The organism is Paenibacillus phoenicis (genome assembly GCF_034718895.1).
Lineage (GTDB): Bacteria > Bacillota > Bacilli > Paenibacillales > Paenibacillaceae > Fontibacillus > Fontibacillus phoenicis.
Window position 1 is genome coordinate 2,189,888 of sequence record NZ_JAYERP010000001.1, and the last position, 23,475, is coordinate 2,213,362.

The window sequence follows — 23,475 nt, forward strand, 5'->3', positions numbered from 1 at the left end:
AGGGAGGAGCGGCCGACGAAATACCCGAGAGATTTCAAACAAAACCATATAAAAATTAGAGATTGCCTCCCGCCGGGATCGTAAAGCTGATCTTCGTACCCACTCCATACTCGCTGACGATCTGTAATCCATGTTCTTCCCCATAGGAGAGGACGAGCCTTTGATGCACGTTACGCAGCCCGATGCGCCCCTGTTCCGGTTCCTTCGTACCGGAGATAAAGCGCATGACCTCATCAAGCCGCTCCTGGGTCATACCCATTCCGTTATCCTGTACCGACACCCGGACTAATCCTTCGTCCCTTTGGATATTCACCTCCACATGGACGCCTTCTTCCTTGTCCTCTACCCCGTGCACGACAGCGTTCTCGACGAGCGGCTGAATGATCAGCGGCGGCACCCGAATAGAGCTGGCTGCGGGATCAATGGACAAGGTATAAGTTAGCCGGTCCTCATAACGAAACTTCTGAATTTCCAAATAGGAGCTGACCATTTCCAGCTCTTCCTTCAGCGGTGTGCTTTCCCGGCCGACCTCCAAATTTTTGCGCATCATCTTGCCCAGCAACCGGACCACGTTGGCAATTTCCTTGTCCCCTTTGAGATGAGCGTTCATCCGGATGGACTCTAAAGCGTTAAACAAAAAATGCGGATTAATCTGGCTGGCCATCATCTTCAGCTTAATCTCGCGTTGGGCTAGCTCCAGGGCATTGTTTTGTTCTGTTTTCTCCACGACCTGGTCCATCAGCCGGCGGATGCTGTCCACCATGTAGTTGAACTGCCGGGACAACTGTCCGATCTCATCATTCCCGTCGATCCGCGACACGACGTTCAGGTCCCCTAAGGCCAGACGGTTTAAGTGCCGGCTCAATCGCAGCATCCGGTTGGTCGTCAGGAACGATACGGTGTATACGAACACCAGCGCGATCAGCAATACGAGAAGGATAATCAGCAATCCGACAAGGCTTACGGTATTTGCGTCCTTAACAATCGGCTTCGTCGCAAACACGGAAATAAACTTCAGACCGTTCATGCTGGATTCCGGGATCAAGGTGTCGATGACGAGATAGGATGGAACTCCTTGGATATCTACCCGAAACGTCCCCTTTTGCTGGGTTCGCAAGTCGATGCCGTAATCCAAATCCTCCAGCGTTTTACCGACGATCGCCGGGTTATTGGCGGCCACAACATAACCTAAATCATCGGTGATCAGCGTCTCAAAAGGCTCTTGCTGCAGCATCCGGTTCAGTTCCTCCTGGTTCATGATGACCATGAGTACACCGCTTTTCTTTGTTCCTTTAAAAGAGATCTGCCGAACGAGACTCAGCCGCTTGACCGGAACCTCCTGATTGTCGTTGATGTAGAACCACCCGATGTCTTTGCTCTTCATCGCTTGCTGGTACCAATACATGCCCTCGATTTCCTCGTTCACCGGGATTAATTCCAGGTTGTTGATCAAGGTAGGATTATCGTAATAGAAGCGAATCCCCGAGACTTCACGATAGGTTCTGTCATAAGCGCGAAAATCATTATAATTGAGATACGATTTGGTCAGCTCTAACACATTGGGATACGTGGTGCTGACGATCTTCTCCAGCCCTTCGTCGAGCATAAAAATATCGGAGATATCCATAGGCACACGAAGCATTGCAGCGGTTCGGGTTTTTACCTTTTCGACGTTGTTGGTGGTTTGAGCGATCGCCCGTTCCATGGCTTGATTACGAAAGTAAGCGGTTACGGCTACGCCGACAATCAGGACAGGAATCATGACCACGACGATATAGGAAATGAGCAGCTTATGCTTCAGCCGCAAATTATTGGTGATGCGAATCAGTTTGCTTAACAATCGGATCACCTCTCACCTAAATGGAAATATCCCCTTCGTCAAAGGGAAAGGGGATATTTCAGTTTCCCCGGGCACGTACCGTGCGCCGGGGATGCCTGTCACATATTAAATTAAGATGCGATTAAGGTCTAGGACCAATTATTTCAAGGTGATTTGCAGTTCGGTTTTCCCTGTGAAAGCATCAACTTTTACTGCACCATTGCTGGACAACGCTGCACCTTGCACCGACTCCGCTTCGCCCATGCCGTGCAATGTTACGTAGAACGGTTTGCCGGCGCCTTCTGCAGTCAGCTTCACAAGCTTACCTTCGCGAACGACCGTAACTTGGAGTTCAGCTTCGCCTTTGGTGTTCCGTACCGTGCGGGATACGGTTGCCCCGTCTTCGATCGTATACAAGCCAAGCTCAACTTCATTCGCATAGTCGTAATCCGGACGAACGTCGTTTGCCCCCGTCGCCAGAATCGAGTTCGGACGAACGAACAGCGGCAAGCTGAAGAAATCATATTTCTCTTTGCGCCATTTGCCGCCTTCCACCGTCTGTCCCGACAGCAAATGCGTCCACTGGCCATCCGGCAGGTAGTAAGTTACGTCGCCTTGTTCGCTGAACACCGGCGCTACTAGCAGCGAGTCGCCCAGCATATATTGACGGTCCAATGTTTCGGCGGCCGGATCGTCCGGGAATTCCAGGAACATCGCCCGCATCGTTGGCACTCCTTGCTGCGTCGCTTGAACCGCAATGTCGAACATATACGGCATCAAACGGCATTTCAGCTTGGTGAAGAACCGGGTTACGTCCACCGCCTCGTCGTCATATGCCCAAGGCACGCGGTACGAACTGCTGCCGTGCAGACGGCTGTGGCTGGACAGCAAGCCAAAGGCCAGCCAACGCTTGAACACATGCGCCGGAGCCGTGTTCTCAAATCCGCCGATATCGTGGCTCCAGAAGCCGAAGCCGGCGAGACCCAGCGACAAGCCGCCGCGAAGGCTTTCCGCCATCGACTCATAATCGGCGTAGCAGTCGCCGCCCCAGTGAACCGGGAACTTCTGACCGCCGACGGTTGCCGAACGGGCGAACAAGGCGGCTTCATTTTTGCCCAGCTTCTCTTCCAGCACTTCAAAAACAACTTTGTTGTACAGGTACGTGTAGTAATTGTGCATTTTCACTGGATCGGAGCCATCGTGATACACGACATCCGTCGGAATCCGTTCGCCGAAGTCGGTCTTGAAGCAGTCGACACCCATATCGACCAGCTCCCGCAGATATCCGGCAAACCATTCGCAAGCCGCCGGATTCGTGAAGTCCACCAGCGCCATGCCCGGTTGCCACAAGTTCCATTGCCATACGTCGCCGTTTGGTTTTTTCACCAGGTAGCCGTTCTTCTTGCCTTCCTCAAACAGACGGGAACGCTGTCCAATATACGGGTTGATCCAAACGCAGATTTTCAGCCCTTTCTCCTTCAGGCGCTTCAGCATGCCCACCGGATCCGGGAAGACGCGCTCGTCCCATTTGAAGTCCGTCCAGTGGAATTCGCGCATCCAGAAGCAGTCGAAGTGGAAGACGTGCAGCGGCAAGTCGCGCTCCGCCATGCCGTCCACGAAGGAGTTAACGGTCGCCTCGTCATAATCGGTCGTAAACGAGGTCGTCAGCCACAAGCCAAAGCTCCACGCCGGAGGAAGCGAAGGCTTGCCAGTCAAATCGGTATACTTGTTCAGCACATCCTTTGGCTTCGGACCGTCGATCACGAAATACTCAATCGATTCGCCGGGAACACTAAATTGTACTTTTTTGACTTTTTCCGATGCGACTTCAAACGAAACCGCGCCCGGATCATTTACAAACACACCATATCCTTTATTCGTCACGTAAAAAGGAATGTTCTTATAGGACTGCTCAGAGCTCGTCCCGCCGTCCTTGTTCCAGATGTCAACAACTTGACCGTTCTTGAGGAACGAGGTGAAGCGTTCGCCCAAACCGTACACCCATTCGCCGACGCGCAGGTCAAGCTCTTCGCGCATATAAGTGTTGCCACCCTTTTCGGTTATATGCGCCATCGATTTGTAGCCGCTGCCGGTAATCCGATCGTTGCCGCGGAAGAAATCCACGGACCATTGCGGGCCTTTGTTGATGCGGACGCTAAGGCTGCCGCTTTTCAACTCGGCATAGTGCTCGTTCACAGTAATCTCGGCATGGTCGCCGCCCTTCGCCAATTCAAAATGCGGACCATGGTCCACCGTCCCGGCAAAATGGATCAGCTTCACGCCAATGACCCCCGGCAACGGGGAATGGAACTGCATCGTCAGCAATGTCGTATTAATCATATCGCCCCGGCCGCGAAGCGGTGTCGTGGAGGCGGAGGCAATTAAAGTATGATCTTTTACTTGAAAATCATAGGCCTGTACCGCGGTGGAAAGCGTAAACTCTTCGCGAATCAGCCAGTTACCATCGGTAAACTTCATGGGTGGAATACCGCCTTTCTCGTCGCATTGTTTTTCTTATGAAAACGCTCTATACTTGCATTATACTGATACCACTAATATAAAACTAACATTATCAAGCCGAAATATAACACTATTTTGATGAGGTGACCTGTATGGATCAAGCGCTCCGCCGCTCCCTGAAGGAGAGCAAGAGTCACGGCAACGAGCGGCAGCCGTTCGGAACCTATTGGTACCGCTACGGGCCCGGTGAACATGTGATCGACTGCCATTGGCATGATGAAGCCGAGTTCTTCTATTGCCTTGAAGGCGAAACGCTGTTTCAGGTCGATACAGATTACTTCCCGGTTCGGGCTGGGGAAGCGGTGTTTATCGACGGCGGAGACATTCATGCCGCCCATGCGCATGGTGAGCAGGGCTGCGCGTTCTTCTCCCTCGTGTTTGATACGCAGCTGCTGGCCAGCGTACACTATGATGCGGTCCAGGAGAATCTGGTGCTGCCCTTGCAGGAACGAAAGGCGACGTTTCCCCGCTATATCCGGCGCGACACAGCGGCAGACGTTGCTCTTCTGGAGCATATCGTGGCGTTGATGCGCAGCTGCAGCACCGAGTCGCCCGGCTATGAAGGCGCCGTCAAAGGGCATCTCTTCTTGATGCTGGCGGAGATCGCGGCCACCGGCCGGGCCGTCAACCGTTCCCATAGCAGCAGCCGCAGCGAGTCGTCCAAGATTGACCGGCTCAAGACGGTCATCCAGCATATCCAGCACAACTACAGCCATCCGATCCGGCTGGCAGAGCTGGCCGCGCTGATTCCGATGAGCGAAGGCCAGTTTTGCCGCTTCTTCAAGTCGATGACCCGGCAGACGCCGATGGATTACATCAATTCGTACCGGATCCGCCAGGCCGCCGAACTGCTGCGCGATCCGGAACGTAAAATCTCCGATATCGCACTGGAGGTCGGCTTCGACAACATCAGCTACTTCATCCGCGTGTTCCGTAAAGCGATGAACTGCTCGCCGTCGGAATTCCGCAAGCGGCTGCAGGCTTCGGTCGAGGTCTAGGTTCGCTGATTGCGGTTGATTCAATAAGTAATCACAGGAAGTAGCCGTAGGTTTAGCCCAGCCGGAACCAGCTGATTTGCGTTTCACCTTGCAAATGCAGGTACACATCATGCCGGCCCGACAAGCTTGCCGCGGCTTCTGCGGTGACCGTTGTCCAAGCTTGGCGACCGCCGGTAGGCAGGATCTTGCAGGTGATCACCGACTCGCCATCCGGAGAATCCAGCGTTACGGCGATTTCACCGCCCTTCAGATTCCCCGATACCCGGGCTTCAAATCGGGATGCTCCTTCGCCTAGTTCGACATCACGGAAGGCAATCCACCCGCGTTCGCCTTTCAGCCGGATGCATTCACCGCCTTCACGGCATTCATCGAGGAAAACTTGCTCGTAGTCGTCATAGTTGACCGCGCGGACTGGTTCACGCAGCGAGCGCGGAGGCACGGTTTCGCCGTCAACCTGAAGCGTTGCCGTCAAGGCGATCTCGTCCGAGGAAGGGCCAACCATCACCGTATATTCGCCCGACTCCACGCAATAGCGATCTCGGGTCACGTCCCAGAACGCCAGCTCTTCTGCTTTCAGCGTAAAGGTCACCCGCTGCGTCTCATCCGGCTGCAAATGCAGGCGGGTAAAGCCCTTCAACGTCTTCAGCGGCCGCGGCACGCGCGATTGCCCGATTCGCACGTACAGTTGCGGCACTTCGTCCCCGGCTATGTTCCCGGCATTACGCACATCAAACGAAATCTGAACCTCGCCATCCTGACCTATCGCGGCCCGATCCAGTGCAAGATCGCTATATTCAAACGTCGTATAGCTAAGCCCATGACCAAACGGATACAGCACCTCGCCGTCAAAATATTGATAAGTCCGTTTGCCCTTAATAATGTCGTAATCCATAATGTCCGGCAGTTGGTCCACCGATTGGTACCAGGTCATATTCAACCGCCCCGCCGGATTATAGTCGCCGAACAGCACGTCAGTCACGGCATGGCCCAGCTCTTGGGCGGAATGAGAGGTAAACAGGATCGACGGTACATGCGCGTTCTCCCAGTTCACTGCAAACGGATAGCTGCCGACGATGACGACCACCGTATTAGGATTCACCGCTCTTACGGCTTGAATTAATGCTTGCTGCGCCGGCGGAAGCACGATGTCCACCCGGTCGATCGTTTCCTTCGCATTGATGAACGGGTTGTTGCCCACGAAGACAACCGCCGTCTCCGCCGATTTGGCAGCCTGTACGGCTTGCTCGATCCCGCTCTCCACAATTTCCACGATCCATTGTTCTCCTGGAAGGCGACTATCCACCTTCACGGCATTATCAAAAACATTCTCACCCACAGCAATCAACCCGCCGCGTTCGTTCAAGACGATCGGCCGTCCGTTCCACGCCTTCAACTCGACCTTGCCGCTCAAAGCCGGGCGGAAGTCGAACACTTCCTTGACAAACCAGCCGCTTGCTTCGTTCGCCGTCGCCGTCAGCAATCCCGATTCGGTCTCCGTCACGAACTTGCCGTTCTCCACCGACCGCAGCGTGATGGAGCCCCAGCCCCAATCGTTACGCTCAAAAACGGACGCATCGGCCGCATTCTCGCCGGTCGCCTCCAGAACGGCTTCCGCTCCTTCGCCAGACGTGATCCGGACATATTTACCGGTCAAGGCCGAGCGCAGGCAAATCCGATCCAGGCCAGTTCCGAACAGGACGGGGCGATCGCCCATTTTCTTCTTAATGCCCTGAAGCGGGGTGATGCGGTACGGCGGCGTGCCGCTGTACCAGTCGGTATAGGCTTCATTGGCCAGCGGCCCGACAACCGCGACAGAACCTAACGTTTGCGGTAAAGGCAGTAAGCCTTCGTTCTTCAGCAGTACGATCGCTTCGCGGGAAGCCTTTAGCGCCAAGGCCGCATGCTCCGGTGCGCACAGCTTCTCTTCCGGCACGCGGCTGTACGGGTTCCGCTCCTCCGGATCAAATTCACCCAACCGGAAGCGAACGCGGAAGGCATTCCGTAGCGCACGGTCCAAGTCCGATTCAGCCAGCAATCCTTGCTCCAGCGCATTCCGCAGCGCCTGGAACATAATCGGCTGCTCATCCGTCATGCTGTCGATGCCTGCCTTGATGCTCCCTGCAACCGCTTCGGCATAAGACTCCACATATTTGTGATCCAGCACCGTGCCCATGACGTCGCCGGCGTCGCCGACAACAAACCCGTCCATCTCCCATTCGCCTTTGACGATCTCGTTGACTTCCGAATTCAGGTTGCAAGGCGTACCGTTGATCCCGTTGTAAGCCGTCATCATCGAACCTACGCGACCTTCCCGGAACGCCCGCTCAAACGCTTTCAAATAATACTCCCGTTTGTTGCGCGGATCGATGCTCACCGATTCACTGCCACGACCGATTTCATTGTTATTTGCGTAAAAATGCTTCAGCGTGGCTACCGCCTTGTAATAAAACGGATGATCGCCTTGCAGCCCCTTCACCAGTTCGGTCGTTAACGCTCCCGTGAGATGCGGATCTTCGCCGTAGGCTTCCTCTGTCCGGCCCCAACGCGGATCGCGCTCCATATCTACGGTTGGCGCCCAGATCGTCAAGCCGTTCACTTCCGGATTCCGCTGAAAATACACGCGCGCCTCATCCCCAATCACCGAGCCGATTTGGCGCATTAACTCGGGATTCCAGGTGCAGGCTAGTCCGGTGTTTTGCGGGAAGGACGTGGCTTCCCCCAACCAAGCTACGCCGTGCGCGCCTTCCGTGCCATGCTTGTATTTTTTGACGCCAAGCCGCGGCACTTCCGTTTGGAATTGGCACATCAGCTCAATTTTCTCATCCAATGTAAATCGGCTAACCAAGTCGTCCACCCGCTCCGCCAGCGGCAGATCAGGGTTCTGAAAAGGATATTGGTACGTGTTGTCCGTCATACAATTACCTCGCTCTCCTACTCTATCATTTCATTGTAAGCGCTTAAGAATTTGTCACTGCTTATACCATCAGGTCTACCACCCTATCATAGTCCGCGTCTTCTTTCAGCGATACACGGAATATTAGATCATTTTTCATATAAAAATATCGCATGGCCGGCACGTCCTATCGCCAGCATGGCCTCATCGTCGGTAAGGCCCCATCGTCATCCACCCTTCTCCAGCAGCCCCATAGGCTATTTCGCGCCCTTCTTTCTGCGATTATCCCTTTCGTTCAGAACGGGGGGGGGGGATCGAGGAAGGGAATCTTCCAGCTGCACCTCTTTTCACGAATATCCTTTTTATTCAGAATGGGGAGATCGAGGAAGAGATCTTCTAGCAGCCTTTTTGCACGATTATCCCTTTGGTTCAGAACTGGGAAATCCATAGGAGGGATGAGGTGGCTCATAGAGCTGATCATTCCGTTTTTTACGAAGATAAGATGGTTTATTTGGGATATTTTTCTTGATTTACGAACAGGTGTTTGGTATAATGATAACAAAGAGTACATATGTACGCATTTGTTGAGTTAGAGGGATTTAAATTGGAGGGATCGGGCATGGGTTTTTATACGAATGCAGAGCTTCATTCTATCAGCAGCCGTTTTCGAAGTGAGTCCGACTGTATCGAGGCGATCATCGCTATGAAGTGGCCAAACGGATTTGTTTGCCCGCGTTGTGCTTATACGGAGTGCACCCGCCTTTCCACCCGCCGTCTTCCTTTGTTTGAGTGCGGACGATGCGGCTATCAGGCATCGCCTTTGGTCGGCACAATTTTTGAAAGAACCCATCTGCCTTTGGTGAAGTGGTTCCAAGCCATGGAGCTGTTTCTGCTTCCCGACGGTATCTCGGCGCTGCGGTTGAGTCAGGTGATCCAAGTTACCTACAAGACCGCTTGGCTCATGCTGCACAAAATCCGCCATACCCTCGGTGAATGTGATGCCCGGAATCTGCTCTCTGGAGACGTGAAGGTAAACTGCGATCAGTATGCGTATGATTCGTCGCGTTATCATCCGGCTGCTCAGCCATATGCCACCGCGGTTGTAGCCGGCTGCACGGTCACGGAATATGGCGAGCCGGAGCGGGTGAAGATCCAGCTGATATCGCATAAAAGAGGACAACGTGCCGACCGGCATGATCTCGCCGCGTTCATCCATGATCATATTGAAGTCCATACCTCCACCGTTCAGTCGTTCCATTTGGCTTATCGGCTGTATTTGCCTTTGCGGAAAGAAGTAAGAGCCACATGGAACTCGCTTAAGCGCACATATATTGCCTTGGGGCTAACACATTTGCAGGCGTATTTGAATGAGTACACCGTCCGCCGTTACCTGCGCATGACCTTTTCCGAGGAAGAGATGCGCCAGAACATGCTGCAGATGTGCCTGTCCATTCCAGCGATCCCATACCGTCAGTTAATCGCCCGACAACAAAAATACCCGTCCATTGCAGCAGCGGCTTAATCCACTGCTGAACGAACGGGCTGCTAGGCGTACAGACGTACGAGAATGGTCATTTTCGGGACAGGCTGGCTTATGGATCAGTTGGTGTAGGACTCTTATTTTTTCATCCGAGCGTTTCAGTTTCAGTTTAAATTCTCTCTTTTCTATTTTCTCTTTCTCCACTCCCTGATTCAACGGGATAATCGTCAGAAGAGCGCCGCCGATGGACTATATGCCCCGATAGCAAAGGGCCAATACACACATCAGTGCCCCTTCAAAAAGGAGCCGTATGGAGTAGCATCAGGCATGGTTCATCTGCTTGCGATATGCGGAAGGTGAGGTACCGACATATTTGCGGAATTTGCTGTGAAAATAATCGACATTGGTGTATCCGACCTTTTCGGCCACCTGATAGACCTTCAGGCCTTCCTCTAAATAGTGTTTAGCTTTCTCGATCCGCACCTTGTCGAGGTACGTGTTAAAGTATTCTCCGGTCGTGTTCTTGAACAATTTGCCTAAATATGCGCTGTTATAGTTGAAGATGCCGGAGAGCGTCTCCAATTTGAGGTTTTCGTTATAGTTCCGGTGAATCAGATCCAACATAATTTTGACTTCGCGGTGTTTCCCGTCTTCGCCGAGCTGGTTCATGATCTGCTGCAGCAGATGCTCTGCCTGCCCGTTTAGCTCCAGAATGGAGTAGGCTTTTTGGATTTTCGAGTACCCGTCGGAAAACTCTTTGCTGCGATTTTGCAGCTCCGGCGACTGCTTCAGCGCCTTACTGAAAATCGTGGTCAGCAGCTCCACATAACGGTTCTTTATTTCGTTCTCCATCGCACCTTCAGCCTTATACGCTTCGCCCAGCTGGTGCAGCAGAGATTTTACGGCATCGCGATTACCGATATCTACCGCATAAAAGAGCTGCTCGCCCAGCTCTTCGGTCGTAAGCTCCGGTCCCGCACTCGCACCAGCCCCCGCATCCGTTCTGGCAGACAGGCTGTCTGGCGTTAAGATCGTTCCCTGATCAAGGAAGAAATGGCGGCGGACCAAATCACATGCCGTCCGGTACGATTCCCGAATCTCCGCCATGCATCCCACCTTCTCGCCAAGCGCCACGGAATAGCAGATGCCTAAATCGGACAGCTCGGCAGCAAGCTCGCGATAGATCCCCGCAAGCTCCACGGAGAGAAGCGGCTCCTTGAGCAGGACGCCAAACTTGGAATGGATCGCAAACACCCAGCCGCGGCCAGGCTCCTCGAACTGCCGGACCAATGCTTTGCGGATCAGAGCGTTAATTTGGGCATCAGCGTCCCCTTCCATTTGCGGGGCAAGCAGCAAAATTTGAAACACCTTGCCGCTGATACCTACTTCATGAGCCCGCTCGCATAGCGGAGTAGGGTCCTCTTCGTCTTCGCCGGTCAGCACGGACTGGATCAACGCTTCCCGGTTCCACTCCGTTGTGACGTGCTTCCACTGCTCGGATGCTTTCTCTTCGTCGATCGTCAGCTTGATTTTCCAAAGATAATCCTTGAGTTCATCTTCATCTACCGGCTTCAGCAAATAACCATCCGCCCGGTATGTCATCGCCTTCTTGGCATAACTAAAATCCGCGTAACCGCTAAGAATCAAAATATGCAAATTCGGATCTTGCGTGCGGAGCTTCTCGATCAATTGCAACCCGTCCATCCCCGGCATGCGGATATCGGCCACGACCAGATCGGGATGATATTGCTGATACTTTTCCAGCGCTTCATTCCCGTTGGCCGCCGTATCCACAACTTCGTAGTCATAGGCTCCCCATTCGATAAAGGTCCGCAGACCCTCCCTAAGTTTCGGTTCGTCGTCAACAATCAGCACTTTAATCATTTTGCATTCCTCCGGCCGGAAAAAATTTTGTTTTCCCCAGCATTAGATAAAGCGTTTTCAATGTAATTATAGGTTAATTTTCGAACAGCTCACAAACATTATTCTGTTCATTTATTGCACTATTTTGATGCCTCGCCAAAAAAAGCTGCCCTACCTCATCCCTAGATGAGTGGTAGAGCAGCCATTCTGCTTCGTCGTGCCGCTAGGAACTCGCGCCGGAGTAATGCACGCTGGAGTAACGCGCACCGGGGTAACGCGCGCCGGGAGTAGTCCAAACCTATGGATTCGTGCGGACCGAGTCGGGTAGCGGCACTCCGAAGTTTGGCGTGCCATCCTCGTTCCATTCCAGAATTTGGGCCCGGGTATGCCGGTTCGGATCGTACAGCGGGTCACCGTCGATCTCCTTGTAATTCCGGGCATGATAGACCAATACGTCCCGCCCGTCCTCCGAGACGGTAAAACTATTATGACCTGGTCCATACTGTCCCGCCGCTTCATTGGTCGCAAACACCGGAAGCGGCGATTTTGACCAGGAGCTAGGGTCCAGCAAATCTGCCGATTCGTCCGCGGTGAGCAGGCCCATACAATAATGATGGTCGGTGGCGCTGGCCGAATAGCTGATGAATATACGCCCGTTCCGCTTCAGTACGGCCGGTCCCTCGTTTACTTTGAAGCCGATCGTTTCCCAATCGTATTCCGGCGTGGAGATCATGACCTGCTCCCCGGTCAACGTCCAAGGGTTGCTCATCCGGGAGATGTAGAGGTTGGAGTTGCCTTCGATACCTGGGTCCTTCTGCGCCCAAACGTAATACCGTTCCCCCCGGTGCTCGAACGTCGTCGCATCCAATGCAAACGACTCCCACCGCGTACGGACTTGCCCTTTCTCCTCCCATACGCCTTCAAGCGGATTGGCGGAGGTGTTCTCCAGCACGTACATTCGGTGATCAAACAATCCTTCGTTCGTCTCGGTCGTTCGCGCGGCGGCAAAATAGATATACCATTTTCCGTCGATAAAATGGATTTCCGGAGCCCAAATATTGGCGCTCAGCGGGCCGGTATCATATTTGCGCCAGGCCACCACCGGCTTGGCATCCCCCAATCCTTGCAGCGTCTTGGACCGGCGAATTTCGATCCGGTCATACTCAGGTACCGAAGCCGTAAAGTAATAATACCTGTCCTGATGCTTATAAACCCATGGATCCGCCCGTTGCTCCACGATTGGATTTCGATATTCCTGCGTGTTCTTCATCTTGGTTTCTCCTTCTCTTTCTGTCATCTCGTTACGCTCTGGCCTTCCTCATACAGCTTGCGGACCACCGCTTCTGGAATCGGCACGTCGTAAACCCGGAGTTCATCCATCTTCCCTTGGAAAGGGGGATCCCACCAATTCACACCTAGGCTGAACATACCTTGATTGTTCGTGAAGATATCCGGGAATCCCGTTCCCGTAAACTTCAGTTCCCCGTCAACGTACACCTTCACGTTCCCGGCATCGACGGTAAAGGCTACGTGATGCCACGCTCCCGCCGAGATCCGCGAACCCGTTGTCCCGTCATACCAGGCTTCACCGGACCACAGCATCGTGTTATGATCCCAGGAATCCGGCACGAGGCTGATCCAGCTTGTATTGGATTTCGCCCCAAAGAAGCTGGTCGTAAATTGGGTAAATTGCTGCGGATGCAACCAGAGGGAAACCGAATAACGGTTCCCTTGAATCAGACCGTCATCCAGCCGAATGCCGGATTTCCCATCAAACTCGGCAGCCAACCCCTGGACTCCATCCGTAAAAGTGATCGCTCCGCCTTCGGTATCAAGCTTTGCCCCGGTCACCGCACCATCGCCAAACCGTCCTTCGACCTCCGATAAATTCCCCTCAAAGCGATAGTGGGCTCGCAGTCCATAGTTAAGATCAATCGGAGCAACGACGATCTCAAACGTCTTGACGGCTTTCGCTTTCCCCTTCGTGATCGTTGCGGTTAACGTAGCGGGAGCATCGGCTTCTCCCGCATCGGGCGGGTGGATGACCCCGGTCTCTGAAATGACGCCTGGATCGGAGGTGGACCAGACGATTTGAGCCCCATGCGTCCCTTCCAATGGCAATGTCAGGTTGTTCATGACTTTGCTGGTATCGCCGAGCGTTAAGGCTTCCTGCACCGCCTTAACGACCTGGCGGTCGTTCATCTCCGGCTGCTGAATGCCCCAAATGGCGGTGCCTTCGCGAGAGATGGCCGTAAAGGTCATCGTCTCCCGCCCTTGGTTCTCGTCCCAGCCTTTGACGAATACGCCGTGGTAAGTTACTCCCTCAAGGGTCAGCTCCGCTCCATAGGAGCCGTTTAGCTTCCAGGTTCCGGTTATCGAACCCGAAATCGTATGGTCTTTGTTCAAAGTAAGGTGGACCGAAGTAGGGACCTCACCGGAATAGCCAAGCCCATGATTCACGAACTGATAGTTGCCGACCACCTTGGAGGCCGTCACTTTCTGCAGGGATTCCCCGGCGTAACGCGTCGGTGCCATGACCAGCCACCCGTTTTGGTTCATAAACAGCTGGTGCACCCTGACTTCGTGAACCTCTCCCCGTTGCGGGAAGCGAGTATGGAACACCGAGAAATATCGCTTCGTCTTCTCGTCATAAAATAGCGAGTTATGCCCTGGCGAAGCATAACCGTAACCGATTCCCGTGCCGGGATCGCCTATTTTGCGGTCGAACAGGAAATTGCCGACCATTTTGATGCCGTACGGCGCGTTATCCGTATCGCTGGGCAGCACGGCATTTTGTCCGGCCGCATCGAGATAAGGGCCGTCTGGACGTTTCGCCCGGAACTGCCGCAGGTTGTAGCCGCCGTTCGCCCCCAGCCAACCATAGGAAACGTTCAAATAGTAGTATCCCGAAGTTTTATCGTATAAAATGTAGGGCCCTTCGCCGGACTTCGTATAGCCTCCGGCAATTTTGGTGCCGAAATAGCGGTCTACAAGGCGTCCGTCAGCCGTTGTGCCGTCTTTGCCAGGATATTTCACCTGACCGGTGACCGGATCCAACTCGACGATAAATATTCCGCCGGACCAGGAGCCGTACGTCATCCACAGCTTGCCGTCCTTATCGAAGAACAAAGCGGCGTCAATTGCGTTCGGATACATGGCATTATTATAGGAACCGTCGCTGTTAAACCAATTCGGATTGGCCTCCTTCAGCCTTCCCTGGTCCACCAGCTGCTTGAGGTTCGTATTCGTCCACTTCTTATCGACCCGGCTGTTCTCGTCATACGCCGTCTCCTTCGTAAACCCGGAGTAAATAACCGTGTCCACGTAGGTGTAGGGGCCTTCGATATTTTTGGATACCGCATAACCAATCGCGGAGCGGATATAGGTGGACGAAGCGCTGTAATACATCATATAAGCGCCCCTCGTTCCGTCCGCATTCCGGTATTTCTCATTCCAGATCACGCCCGGCGCCCAGACCGCATACCCGCCTTTACTGTCGGCATCGTCCTCTCCCGCCCAAGCGAACGAACCGGCCAGATTTTGAGACAGATCGCCGTAGATCACGTTCCCCGGGGTTTGATAGCCGTTGGTAAACGTCGTCCAATTCATCAAATCGGTTGATTTGGCGGCTTCGATATGCGACCCAAAGACATAATAGGTCGAGCCGGCCTTGACGATGTTCGGATCGTGGACCGAGACATTGGTAAACGCGGGCGGTCGCTTTTTCCCCGAGGCCCCTCCCGCACTCTCGCTTTCCGTTGCCCCGCGTTTCCCGGCATCCGTATCGCCGCTGCTCGCCCACCCTTCGGCAGGGATGAGCATCGTGAAGATCAAGAGTAAACCCAGGCACTTAACCATACTTTTCAACGGACTTCCCTCCTTCATAAGGTTTAGGTTATGATTTGATGATCAAGGTTACCAGTGACATGGCCGGCATTTTCACGTGCAGCGTGTCACCGGCTACGTGAACGTCCCGGAGCGGAACCGGCGTAACCACATCCGGTTGCTCAAACGTATTGTGCGCATTCATCGTTGCAGCCGTTAACAAAGTTCCCGAAACCGAAGCCCATTCCGCGTGATTTCCTCGCAACTCGAGACTGACCTCCGCAGCCTGTCTCGGATCGATATGAACCAAGCTGATCTGAATGTCGCCTTGGGCGTTCTTCGAGGCGGACACCGACAGGGCCGGAAGTGTGTCGTCGCCATTCGCCGAAGCAACCAGCGATGACTCGGTCGACAACAGCTCTGCTCCTTGATGGACCTTGAACATATCAAACGCATGATACGTCGGCGTTAGGATCATCCGCTCACCTTCTGTTAAAATCATCGCTTGCAGGACGTTGACGGTCTGGGCGATGTTCGTCATCTGCACCCGGTCGGCGTGATGATGAAAGATGTTGAAGTGAAGCCCGGCCACCAGTGCGTCACGGATCGTGTTTTGCTGATACAGAAATCCCGGATTCGTGCCCGGCTCAACGTCGTACCAAGTGCCCCACTCGTCGATAATCAAGCCGATACGCTTCTCGGGATCGTACCGATCCATGATCGTACTGTGCTTCGCAATTAATTCGTCCATGTGCAGCGCTTTTTTCATGGTCACGAACCACTCGTCCTCTGAAAAATCCAGCGCCGAACCCTTCCCCAGCCAGAAATCACCGGGAATCGTGTAATAATGCAGGCTTAACCCGTCCATGAGCCCGCCGGCCTGTTGCATCAGCACTTCGGTCCAGCGATAATCGTCCACATTGGCCCCGCCGGCGATTTTATATATCCGGTTATCCCCATAATTGCGGACGTAGGTTTGATAGCGGCGATACAGATCGGCGTAATATTCCGGACGCATGTGGCCGCCGCATCCCCAATTCTCATTTCCGATGCCAAAATAGGTCAGCTTCCACGGCGCGCTCCTGCCATTCTCCTTACGCCAGTTCGCCATCGGGGATTCGCCGTCAAATGTCATATACTCGACCCATTCGGACATTTCTTGAACCGTGCCGCTCCCCACATTCCCGCAAATATACGGCTCGCATTCCAGCAGCTCGCATAGCAGCATAAATTCATGCGTCCCGAAGTGATTGTTCTCGATAACGCCGCCCCAATGGGTGTTGACCATCCGCTTGCGGGCTTCCCTCGGGCCTACGCCGTCCTTCCAGTGATACTCATCCGCAAAACATCCGCCGGGCCAACGAAGCACCGGAACCTTGATCCGCTTCAACGCCTCCAGCACGTCGTTACGTATCCCTTGCGTGTTGGGAATCGGGGAATCTTCTCCGACCCAAATCCCCTCATAGATGCATCTGCCCAAATGCTCGGCAAAATGACCGTAAATATTTTTGTTGATGACCGCTTTCGTCACGTCCGTTTGAATGATCACTTTGTTGTTCACGGTTTTTCCTCCACCCTAAATTCATTTATCCTTTAATGCCTGAATTCAGATTGATCGATTGAATAAAGTATTTTTGCGCAAAAACAAACAGCAGCAGCGTTGGAATGATGGCCAACATGGCCGAACCCATAAGCTGTCCGATCATGCGATAGTTGCCGTAGATATCCTGAAGCAGCAGCAGTCCCGCAGTCACCGGCATTTTGTCCACGTCGGTATAGACGATGACCGGCCAGAGGAAGTCGTTCCAGGAGCCGACAAACGAGAACAGGCCGCAAACGATGAGGATCGGCTTGATAAGCGGCAGGATGATGTACGAGTAGATCCGAAAATCTCCGGCCCCGTCAACCCGGGCGGATTCATCCAGGTCGGTCGGAATCCCTTTCAGAAACTGCCTGACCAGAAAGATGTTGCCCATACCCGCCAAACCCGGAATAATCATCGCCCATGCGGTATTCACCCAGCCGAAAATATCGATGATTTTGTAAGAGGGGATAATGTTGACGACTCCCGGAAAGAAGGAAATGCCCAGCAATGTAAAAAACAGCGTGTCTCTGCCTTTAAAGTTCATTCGAGCATACCCGTAACCCGTGATGGAGATGATCACGATCACGAGGAACGTATGTGTCACCGCAATGAATACGGAGTTCGTCAGCCAGCGCAGGATCGGAGCCGTGGACGTATTCTCCAGAATCGTCACGTAATTGTCCAGGATCCATTCCACGGGAAGCAAACGGAAGCCCGTTGACACCACTTCAGATTGGGAGCGGAAGGAAGTCGAAATTCCAAATAACACGGGAATGACCCAAATGACGCACAGGAGGATCAAATACAGGTATGCGATATACTTCGATATGCTGATTTTCTTCGACATCTTGATTTACACCTTACCTCTCGTTTCCATAATCCATCACAGGATGCGTCAATTGGCGTTTCGGTTCATGACGTAATACTGCAGCGCCGAAATAACCAAAATGACCATGCCTAGCAGCACCGCCATCGCGGATGCCATGCCGGCAATCGATTCTCCATGACCAAACGCCAATTGACGGATGTACATCATGAGAACATGCGTCGATTGCCGCGGTCCGCCATCCGTCATCATTAAAGGTTGGCCAAAGACGTTAAAGGCCCCGGCAGTGGTCATGACAAAGGTATAAATGAGCGGAAAACGGATCGACGGCAAGGTGATGCTGAAGAATCGCCGGGTCGCGCCGGCTCCGTCGATCTCGGCGGCTTCGTACAAGTCTTTGGATACCCCGGCAATCGAGGCGCGGTAAATAATCATGTTCCCGCCAACCCCGCCCCATACGGTGATCACAAAAATAATGATCCAAGCATAAGGCTGCGTCGCCGCCCAAGCGACCTGCGAATGGAAGATGTTCCCCGTAATCCCCAGCTGTTTGTTAAAGATAAGCAGCCAGATCAAAGCGGCAGCGGAAATGGAAATCAAGCCCGGAATGTAAATAATGGACTGGATGATGCCCTTCAATTTGACCTTCTTATGCTCCAAGGCGACGGCCACCGACAATGGGATGACGATCAACAGCGGAACGCTGATCACGACAAAAATGAGGGTATTCCGAAGCCCGTTTACGAATTGGGTGTGGAAGGTCGAGGTTTCATCAAATAGGATCGTTTTGTAGTTAGCCCATCCGACCCAGGTCGGATCGTTCATCAAGTTCCACTGAGTAAACGAAGCATATATCCCGTATACGGTCGGAATCAGAATGAAGATCAGGAACAAAACCAGGTGCGGACCCACAAAGAAAAACGGCGCAAAGGATTTCTTGTTCATCGCCTTTCCATATCTCCTTTTGGAAAAATCATGTGCCAGACGCATCGTTCCGGCACATGATTTCTTTCTGTTTATCTAGAACGCAGGCTCAGCTTGCACTGCCCGTAGTGCTCTCGGCAATCTTGTCCTCGACGAACTTCTGCATCGTCTGCAGCGTATCATCCAGATCGACGTTGCCGCGAACGATATCCGCGCAATAGGTATCAACCGCTTCGGCGATGTAAGGGTAATATTCGTAGGTATAAATATAAAGGGACTGGGTCTCCTTCTCATTGGAGGTGAAGAAGGATTGCATATATTGCTGATATTCCGGACTTTCGATCACTTGTTTACTCGCCACGATTTGACCTGCTTTCGCCCATTCCAAGGAGTTCGCGCGGATGAATTCCAGGAAAGCGCCGATGCCGGCTTCTTTCTCATCCGATCGATCCTCGTTTTTCAGCATCGCAAACAGGTGGGACGAAGCGCGGTTCGTGAACTTGTCCGGCGTCGGAGAATAGATGTTCGTCACCCCGAAGTTTAGACCCTCAACCGCAGCATGGGCCGTAGAACTCCAAGTACCGTCCGTCGAGAACAAGACGTTGCCGGATTGGAACATTAAGTAGCCGTCTTCGCCAAATGGGGTCATCAACCCGGCATCGGCAATTTTCTTCACCTCTTCGAAGGCTTGTCTCATCACCGGCGTATTCACAGCCGGCTTGCCGTTTTCTTGGATGTCTCCTCCCAGGTTTTGCACTTGAGCTAAAATCACCCAGCCGAGCAGCGCATCATTGACAACGTAATCACCATCCTCCAGCTTGCCTTGAAGCGACAGCATTTCGTCGATGGTAACCACGTCGTCGTCCAAGAAGGATTCCGCGTTGTACTTCTTGAGCAGATCCTTGTTGTAATACATCGTGTTGCTATGAATGTCGAGCGGAACGGTATACTGCGTGCCATCGATGTTCCCCGTCGCCCAAGCCTGCGGAAGGTAGTTCTCCTCCTTAATTTCCGGCTGCGCGGCAATCGCACCGCCGATAGGTTCCAGCACGCCTTGCTTCACAAAGCCGGGAACACGGTCCGCGTGGATGATCGCCAAATCAGGAACCCCTTTGCCAGAGTTGAGCACCGTGGAAATTTTGGTATACATGTCTGCGGTAATCACATGCTTCACTTTGAACTCGGGATTGGTAGCGTTGTAATTCTTGACCAATTGATCCATGTAAGCTCCGTCATCGCCGGTTAACGGCGTCCAGAAAGTAATCGTCTTCTTGTCCGAGCCGCTGCTGCATCCAGATAGTACTGTCACGCTTAAAAGAACTAAAACCAAAGATAAATACAACCACTTCGTTTTCATGTTTCTTCCCCCGTTTTGAATAATTAATATGATATGAAATCGGCCGGCGCTGAAGCCGTCCGCAAACGTCCGCAGCGCAGGGCCGTTCTATCCTTTCACCGCTCCTGCCGTCATCCCGTCAATAAAGTATTTTTGGAAGGCAACAAACAAGATGAAGATCGGAATGATGGAGAAAAAGGAACCAACAATCAGCAAATCATAGTTGTTCCCGTAAGGGGTTAGCAGCGTCTTGAGCCCAATCGGCAACGTGTATTTATTGGCATCGCTGAGCACCATAAACGGCCACAGGAAGTTGTTCCAGCTGTTCATACCGTTGAGAATGGCCATCGCGGCAAAAGAAGGCTTCATCACCGGCAAGATGATCCGCACGTAGATTCCGTACTCACTCGCTCCGTCGACGCGTCCTGCGGCGATAATTTCCCGGGGAATTCCCCGCAAATACTGCCGGAAGAAGAAGATCGTCGCCGCGCTGGCGATCCCCGGCAGAATAATGGCCGAATACGAGTTCATCAGCCCGATATCGTACGTTAACGTATACAGCGGCAGGAGCAGAATCTCGAACGGAACCATCATGATCAGCAGGACGCAGATGAACAGGGTATTTTTCCCTTTAAATTCATAAGCCGAAAACCCGTACGCCACCGTAGCGCTGACCAGCAGCGTCACCGTGACTTGGACGACCGTCAGCAGCAGCGAATTGAAAAACCATAAGAAATAGGAATGATTGCCCGTAAACAAGTAAACGAAGTTATCCAAGCTCATGACCGATAAATCAAACTTCAGGTTCAGCCCGTACCGGATCAAATCCTCCCCAGGCTTAAAGGAAGCCAGCGTAACGGCATAAAACGGCAGAAGCACCAGCACGCACAGGAAGGCGAAAAACACGAACAAAACGATCTTGATCAGCAAGCCGCGCTTCGATTTCGTCATGCTTCCTCCTCCTTCTTAAACATGCCGGTAAAGGCCAACTGCGTCAGGTTAATCACCATCGTAATGACGAGAAGCACGATGCCGACGGCGGCCGCATACCCCAGATTGTTCTTCTCGATCCCTTGACGGTATAAGTAACCCACGATGGTCAAGCCGATATTTTTCGGAGAATTGTTGCCGTTCCAGAGCATCATACTTTCGATAAACATCGCCAGACCGGCATAGATGCTGATCGTTAAGACATATATCGTCGTTGGCTTCAACAGCGGCATCGTGATCTTCGTAAATCGCTGGATGGGAGAGGCGCCATCGATTGAAGCGGCTTCGTAGTATTCGTCGGGAATATTTTTGAGTCCAGATAAGAAGTAAAGCATGTTTACCCCGGTCCATCTCCAGGTCGCCAGCGCCAATAAGGCGATAAAGCCGGTCGTTTGTCCTTTCAGGAATTTGATCGGCTCCACGCCAAACAAGCCCAAGAAGCTGTTGATGAGCGACCCTTCCATTTCACCGAACATCAGTCGGAAGATCGTCCCGGCCACCACCACCGACGTCAGCGCCGGGAAGAAAAACGAGGACTTGAAAAATTCCCTCGCCCACATGAACTTGTTGTTGATCAAAACGGCAAACAACATCGGAAACGGGATCAGGATCACCAAGGTTAAGACCATGTAGATGGCGCTGTTTGTCACTGCCTTGAGGAAGACCCCGTCGCCCATCAATTTCTCGTAGTTGTCTATGCCAATCCACGCTGCTTCCTGACCCAGGGTCACTTTCTGGAAGCTCATCCCAAAGGAGCTGATCAGCGGATACACCCAAAAGATGAGGAAAACGAGCACGAACGGCAACACAAATACGTAAGGAGCAACCTTTTGCGAGTAAAGGAATTTTTTAACCATCGCCCTACCCCTTTTTAAACAGAGCTACTCCCGAAGGAGTAGCTCGCTGCTTATTTCGATTACTTCAGCTCCTGCTCGATTTGCGCTTGCGCATCATCCAGAGCTTGCTTGATATCCTTCCCGTCTTCAAAAATCTCGTTTAACGTCACCGTGCAAAGCACGTTATTGATCGTCGGCGACGCCGAGGTGGATTTAATCAATCGGATTTCGTCCTTGATGTCGTTCAGCACGTCAAATGGATTATTAATGAAGTATTGGACAAACTGGTTGTCCGGGTTATGAGTAACGTCCTTCATCTCCCAAACGTCCATGTTGACCGGGTCAAAGCCCAGCGTATTCCAGATTTCAATATTGGCATCCTCCGACAATTTGGCGAATGCGAGGAAATCCTTGGCCAGCTCGATGTCTTTGGCCGTTTTGGTCACGACCGTCCCGGTTCCGCCGCCGCCGACCGAACGCGGCATCCCTTCTTTGATGACCGGAATCGGGGCGATCGCGATTTTGCCGGAGAGGTCCTTCATATAGTTCGTGTATCTCGACATTTGCCACAGCGGCATGAAAGCGGTCGCATAGTTGCCCGCATTAAACTCTCCGTACGCTTCCTCCGTATCGGGCTGCCCGCCGGCGATGGTGGCGATGACATGGTTGTCTTGCAGGTCTTTCAGCAGGGTGAGCGCCTTCACTACGGGCTCCGAGTTAACGATCGGGTTCCCGGCGTCATCGGTGAAATCTGCACCTTGCTGTGCCAGCAGCTGGGAAAGCTGCCATGTTGCACTCGTATCGGCGGTGCCCATGTACTTGCCCGTTTTCTCATACACTTGAATTCCGGCTTTTTTGAAATCTTCCCAGGTCACAATCGACTTGTAATCCACTCCGGCTTCTTCTAAAATTTCCGTGTTGTAGAACGCCACCGAGGCGCCAACGTGGGTCGGGATACCGTAATTCACGCCGTCCTTGCTGTAGAGGTCGATTCTGGACTTGACGATCGTGTCCCGGTACGGGTCGATGACGTCATTTAATTCAACCAGCTGCGGCGTCCCGGCCAAGAAGTCCGGGAATTTGCCCAGCTCGATATCGGCGATGTCCGGCGCACCAACGCCCGTCTGCACGGCGATCGATAATTTGTTGTGCATGTCGTCGTATGGCATCACCGTGACGTTCAGCTTGATTTGCCGATCCGGATTGGCGGCGTTCCATTTCTCCAGCATTTTCTCAAAATGTTGTCCATGCAGTTCCACGAACGTCCAATAGGAAAGCTCTATCGCGTCTTCCCCCGCGCCGCCGTCCAACACAGAGGTTTCACCCCCCGCCGTGGTTGACGTCTTGCCGCAGCCCCACAGCCATGTGGCCATCGTTAACACTAACAGCACAATCCAAACCTTTTTCTTCATCCTTGACCCTCCCTGACAAAATAAAATCTACACACTCCACTTACAGTCGGTTATCTCCCACTTCTCTAGTAGAACCGATGGTCAATCGATGACCCGAAGAAGCGCTCACCGGTTGTGCATAGCTAGGTGTTGTCATCGTCTCAAAGGGTGAATGAAGCAGTTGCTTCC

The 23,475-nt window shown here is 52.9% G+C and carries 15 protein-coding genes; 2 read left to right on the forward strand and 13 right to left on the reverse strand.

The annotated features are described in order from the left end of the window. Positions 1-55 precede the first annotated feature (55 nt). On the reverse strand, positions 56-1,840 hold the full coding sequence (locus U9M73_RS10360; RefSeq protein ID WP_323077201.1) for a sensor histidine kinase: 1,785 nt from the start codon (positions 1,838-1,840) through the stop codon (positions 56-58). Between the two features lie 138 nt (positions 1,841-1,978). Then, positions 1,979-4,297 (reverse strand): alpha-xylosidase, encoded by a 2,319-nt coding sequence (yicI, locus tag U9M73_RS10365; protein ID WP_323077202.1) that lies wholly within the window; start codon positions 4,295-4,297, stop codon positions 1,979-1,981. 134 nt (positions 4,298-4,431) lie between these two features. On the opposite strand from yicI, the gene U9M73_RS10370 reads away from it, so the two are divergent. Then, a complete protein-coding gene (locus U9M73_RS10370; protein ID WP_323077204.1) occupies positions 4,432-5,337 on the forward strand; it encodes an AraC family transcriptional regulator in 906 nt (301 codons plus the stop codon). A 52-nt stretch (positions 5,338-5,389) separates the two neighbouring features. Here U9M73_RS10370 and U9M73_RS10375 read toward each other — a convergent pair whose 3' ends face one another. Next, the gene (locus tag U9M73_RS10375; RefSeq protein ID WP_323077205.1) at positions 5,390-8,251 is read right to left on the reverse strand and encodes a glycoside hydrolase family 3 C-terminal domain-containing protein; all 2,862 of its coding nucleotides are present in this window, start codon (positions 8,249-8,251) and stop codon (positions 5,390-5,392) included. Between the two features lie 598 nt (positions 8,252-8,849). On the opposite strand from U9M73_RS10375, the gene U9M73_RS10380 reads away from it, so the two are divergent. Next, positions 8,850-9,752, forward strand: a complete 903-nt coding sequence (locus U9M73_RS10380) for an IS1595 family transposase (protein ID WP_323077206.1) — start codon at positions 8,850-8,852, stop codon at positions 9,750-9,752. 279 nt (positions 9,753-10,031) lie between these two features. Here the strand turns inward: U9M73_RS10380 and U9M73_RS10385 are convergent, their stop codons facing one another. The 10 genes from U9M73_RS10385 to U9M73_RS10430 all read right to left on the reverse strand — a co-directional run bounded on the left by U9M73_RS10385 (position 10,032) and on the right by U9M73_RS10430 (position 23,307). Continuing rightward, positions 10,032-11,594: a response regulator transcription factor gene (locus U9M73_RS10385; protein ID WP_323077208.1), complete on the reverse strand. Its 1,563-nt coding sequence runs from the start codon at positions 11,592-11,594 to the stop codon at positions 10,032-10,034. 277 nt (positions 11,595-11,871) lie between these two features. Beyond that, positions 11,872-12,843 carry a glycoside hydrolase family 43 protein gene (locus U9M73_RS10390; RefSeq protein WP_260071843.1) on the reverse strand — a complete coding sequence of 324 codons (972 nt, stop codon included), beginning with the start codon at positions 12,841-12,843 and terminating at the stop codon, positions 11,872-11,874. Positions 12,844-12,866: 23 nt separating this feature from the next. Further along, entirely contained in the window at positions 12,867-15,431 is a 2,565-nt protein-coding gene (locus U9M73_RS10395; protein ID WP_323079107.1) for a LamG-like jellyroll fold domain-containing protein, read from the reverse strand. A gap of 37 nt (positions 15,432-15,468) precedes the next feature. Further along, positions 15,469-16,959, reverse strand: coding sequence for an alpha-N-arabinofuranosidase (locus U9M73_RS10400; RefSeq protein WP_009224210.1), 1,491 nt, complete (start codon positions 16,957-16,959; stop codon positions 15,469-15,471). Positions 16,960-16,984: 25 nt separating this feature from the next. Further along, positions 16,985-17,830, reverse strand: coding sequence for a carbohydrate ABC transporter permease (locus U9M73_RS10405; protein ID WP_009224211.1), 846 nt, complete (start codon positions 17,828-17,830; stop codon positions 16,985-16,987). 48 nt (positions 17,831-17,878) lie between these two features. Then, a complete protein-coding gene (locus tag U9M73_RS10410) occupies positions 17,879-18,754 on the reverse strand; it encodes a carbohydrate ABC transporter permease (RefSeq protein WP_009224212.1) in 876 nt (291 codons plus the stop codon). An 88-nt stretch (positions 18,755-18,842) separates the two neighbouring features. After that, on the reverse strand, positions 18,843-20,090 hold the full coding sequence (locus tag U9M73_RS10415; RefSeq protein WP_085168789.1) for an extracellular solute-binding protein: 1,248 nt from the start codon (positions 20,088-20,090) through the stop codon (positions 18,843-18,845). 87 nt (positions 20,091-20,177) lie between these two features. After that, positions 20,178-21,020: a carbohydrate ABC transporter permease gene (locus U9M73_RS10420; protein WP_009224214.1), complete on the reverse strand. Its 843-nt coding sequence runs from the start codon at positions 21,018-21,020 to the stop codon at positions 20,178-20,180. Further along, positions 21,017-21,916 carry a carbohydrate ABC transporter permease gene (locus U9M73_RS10425; protein ID WP_009224215.1) on the reverse strand — a complete coding sequence of 300 codons (900 nt, stop codon included), beginning with the start codon at positions 21,914-21,916 and terminating at the stop codon, positions 21,017-21,019. Before U9M73_RS10425 ends, U9M73_RS10420 begins: the two co-directional genes overlap by 4 nt. Before the next feature lie 59 nt (positions 21,917-21,975). Beyond that, positions 21,976-23,307, reverse strand: coding sequence for an ABC transporter substrate-binding protein (locus U9M73_RS10430; RefSeq protein ID WP_323077211.1), 1,332 nt, complete (start codon positions 23,305-23,307; stop codon positions 21,976-21,978). Positions 23,308-23,475 lie beyond the last annotated feature (168 nt).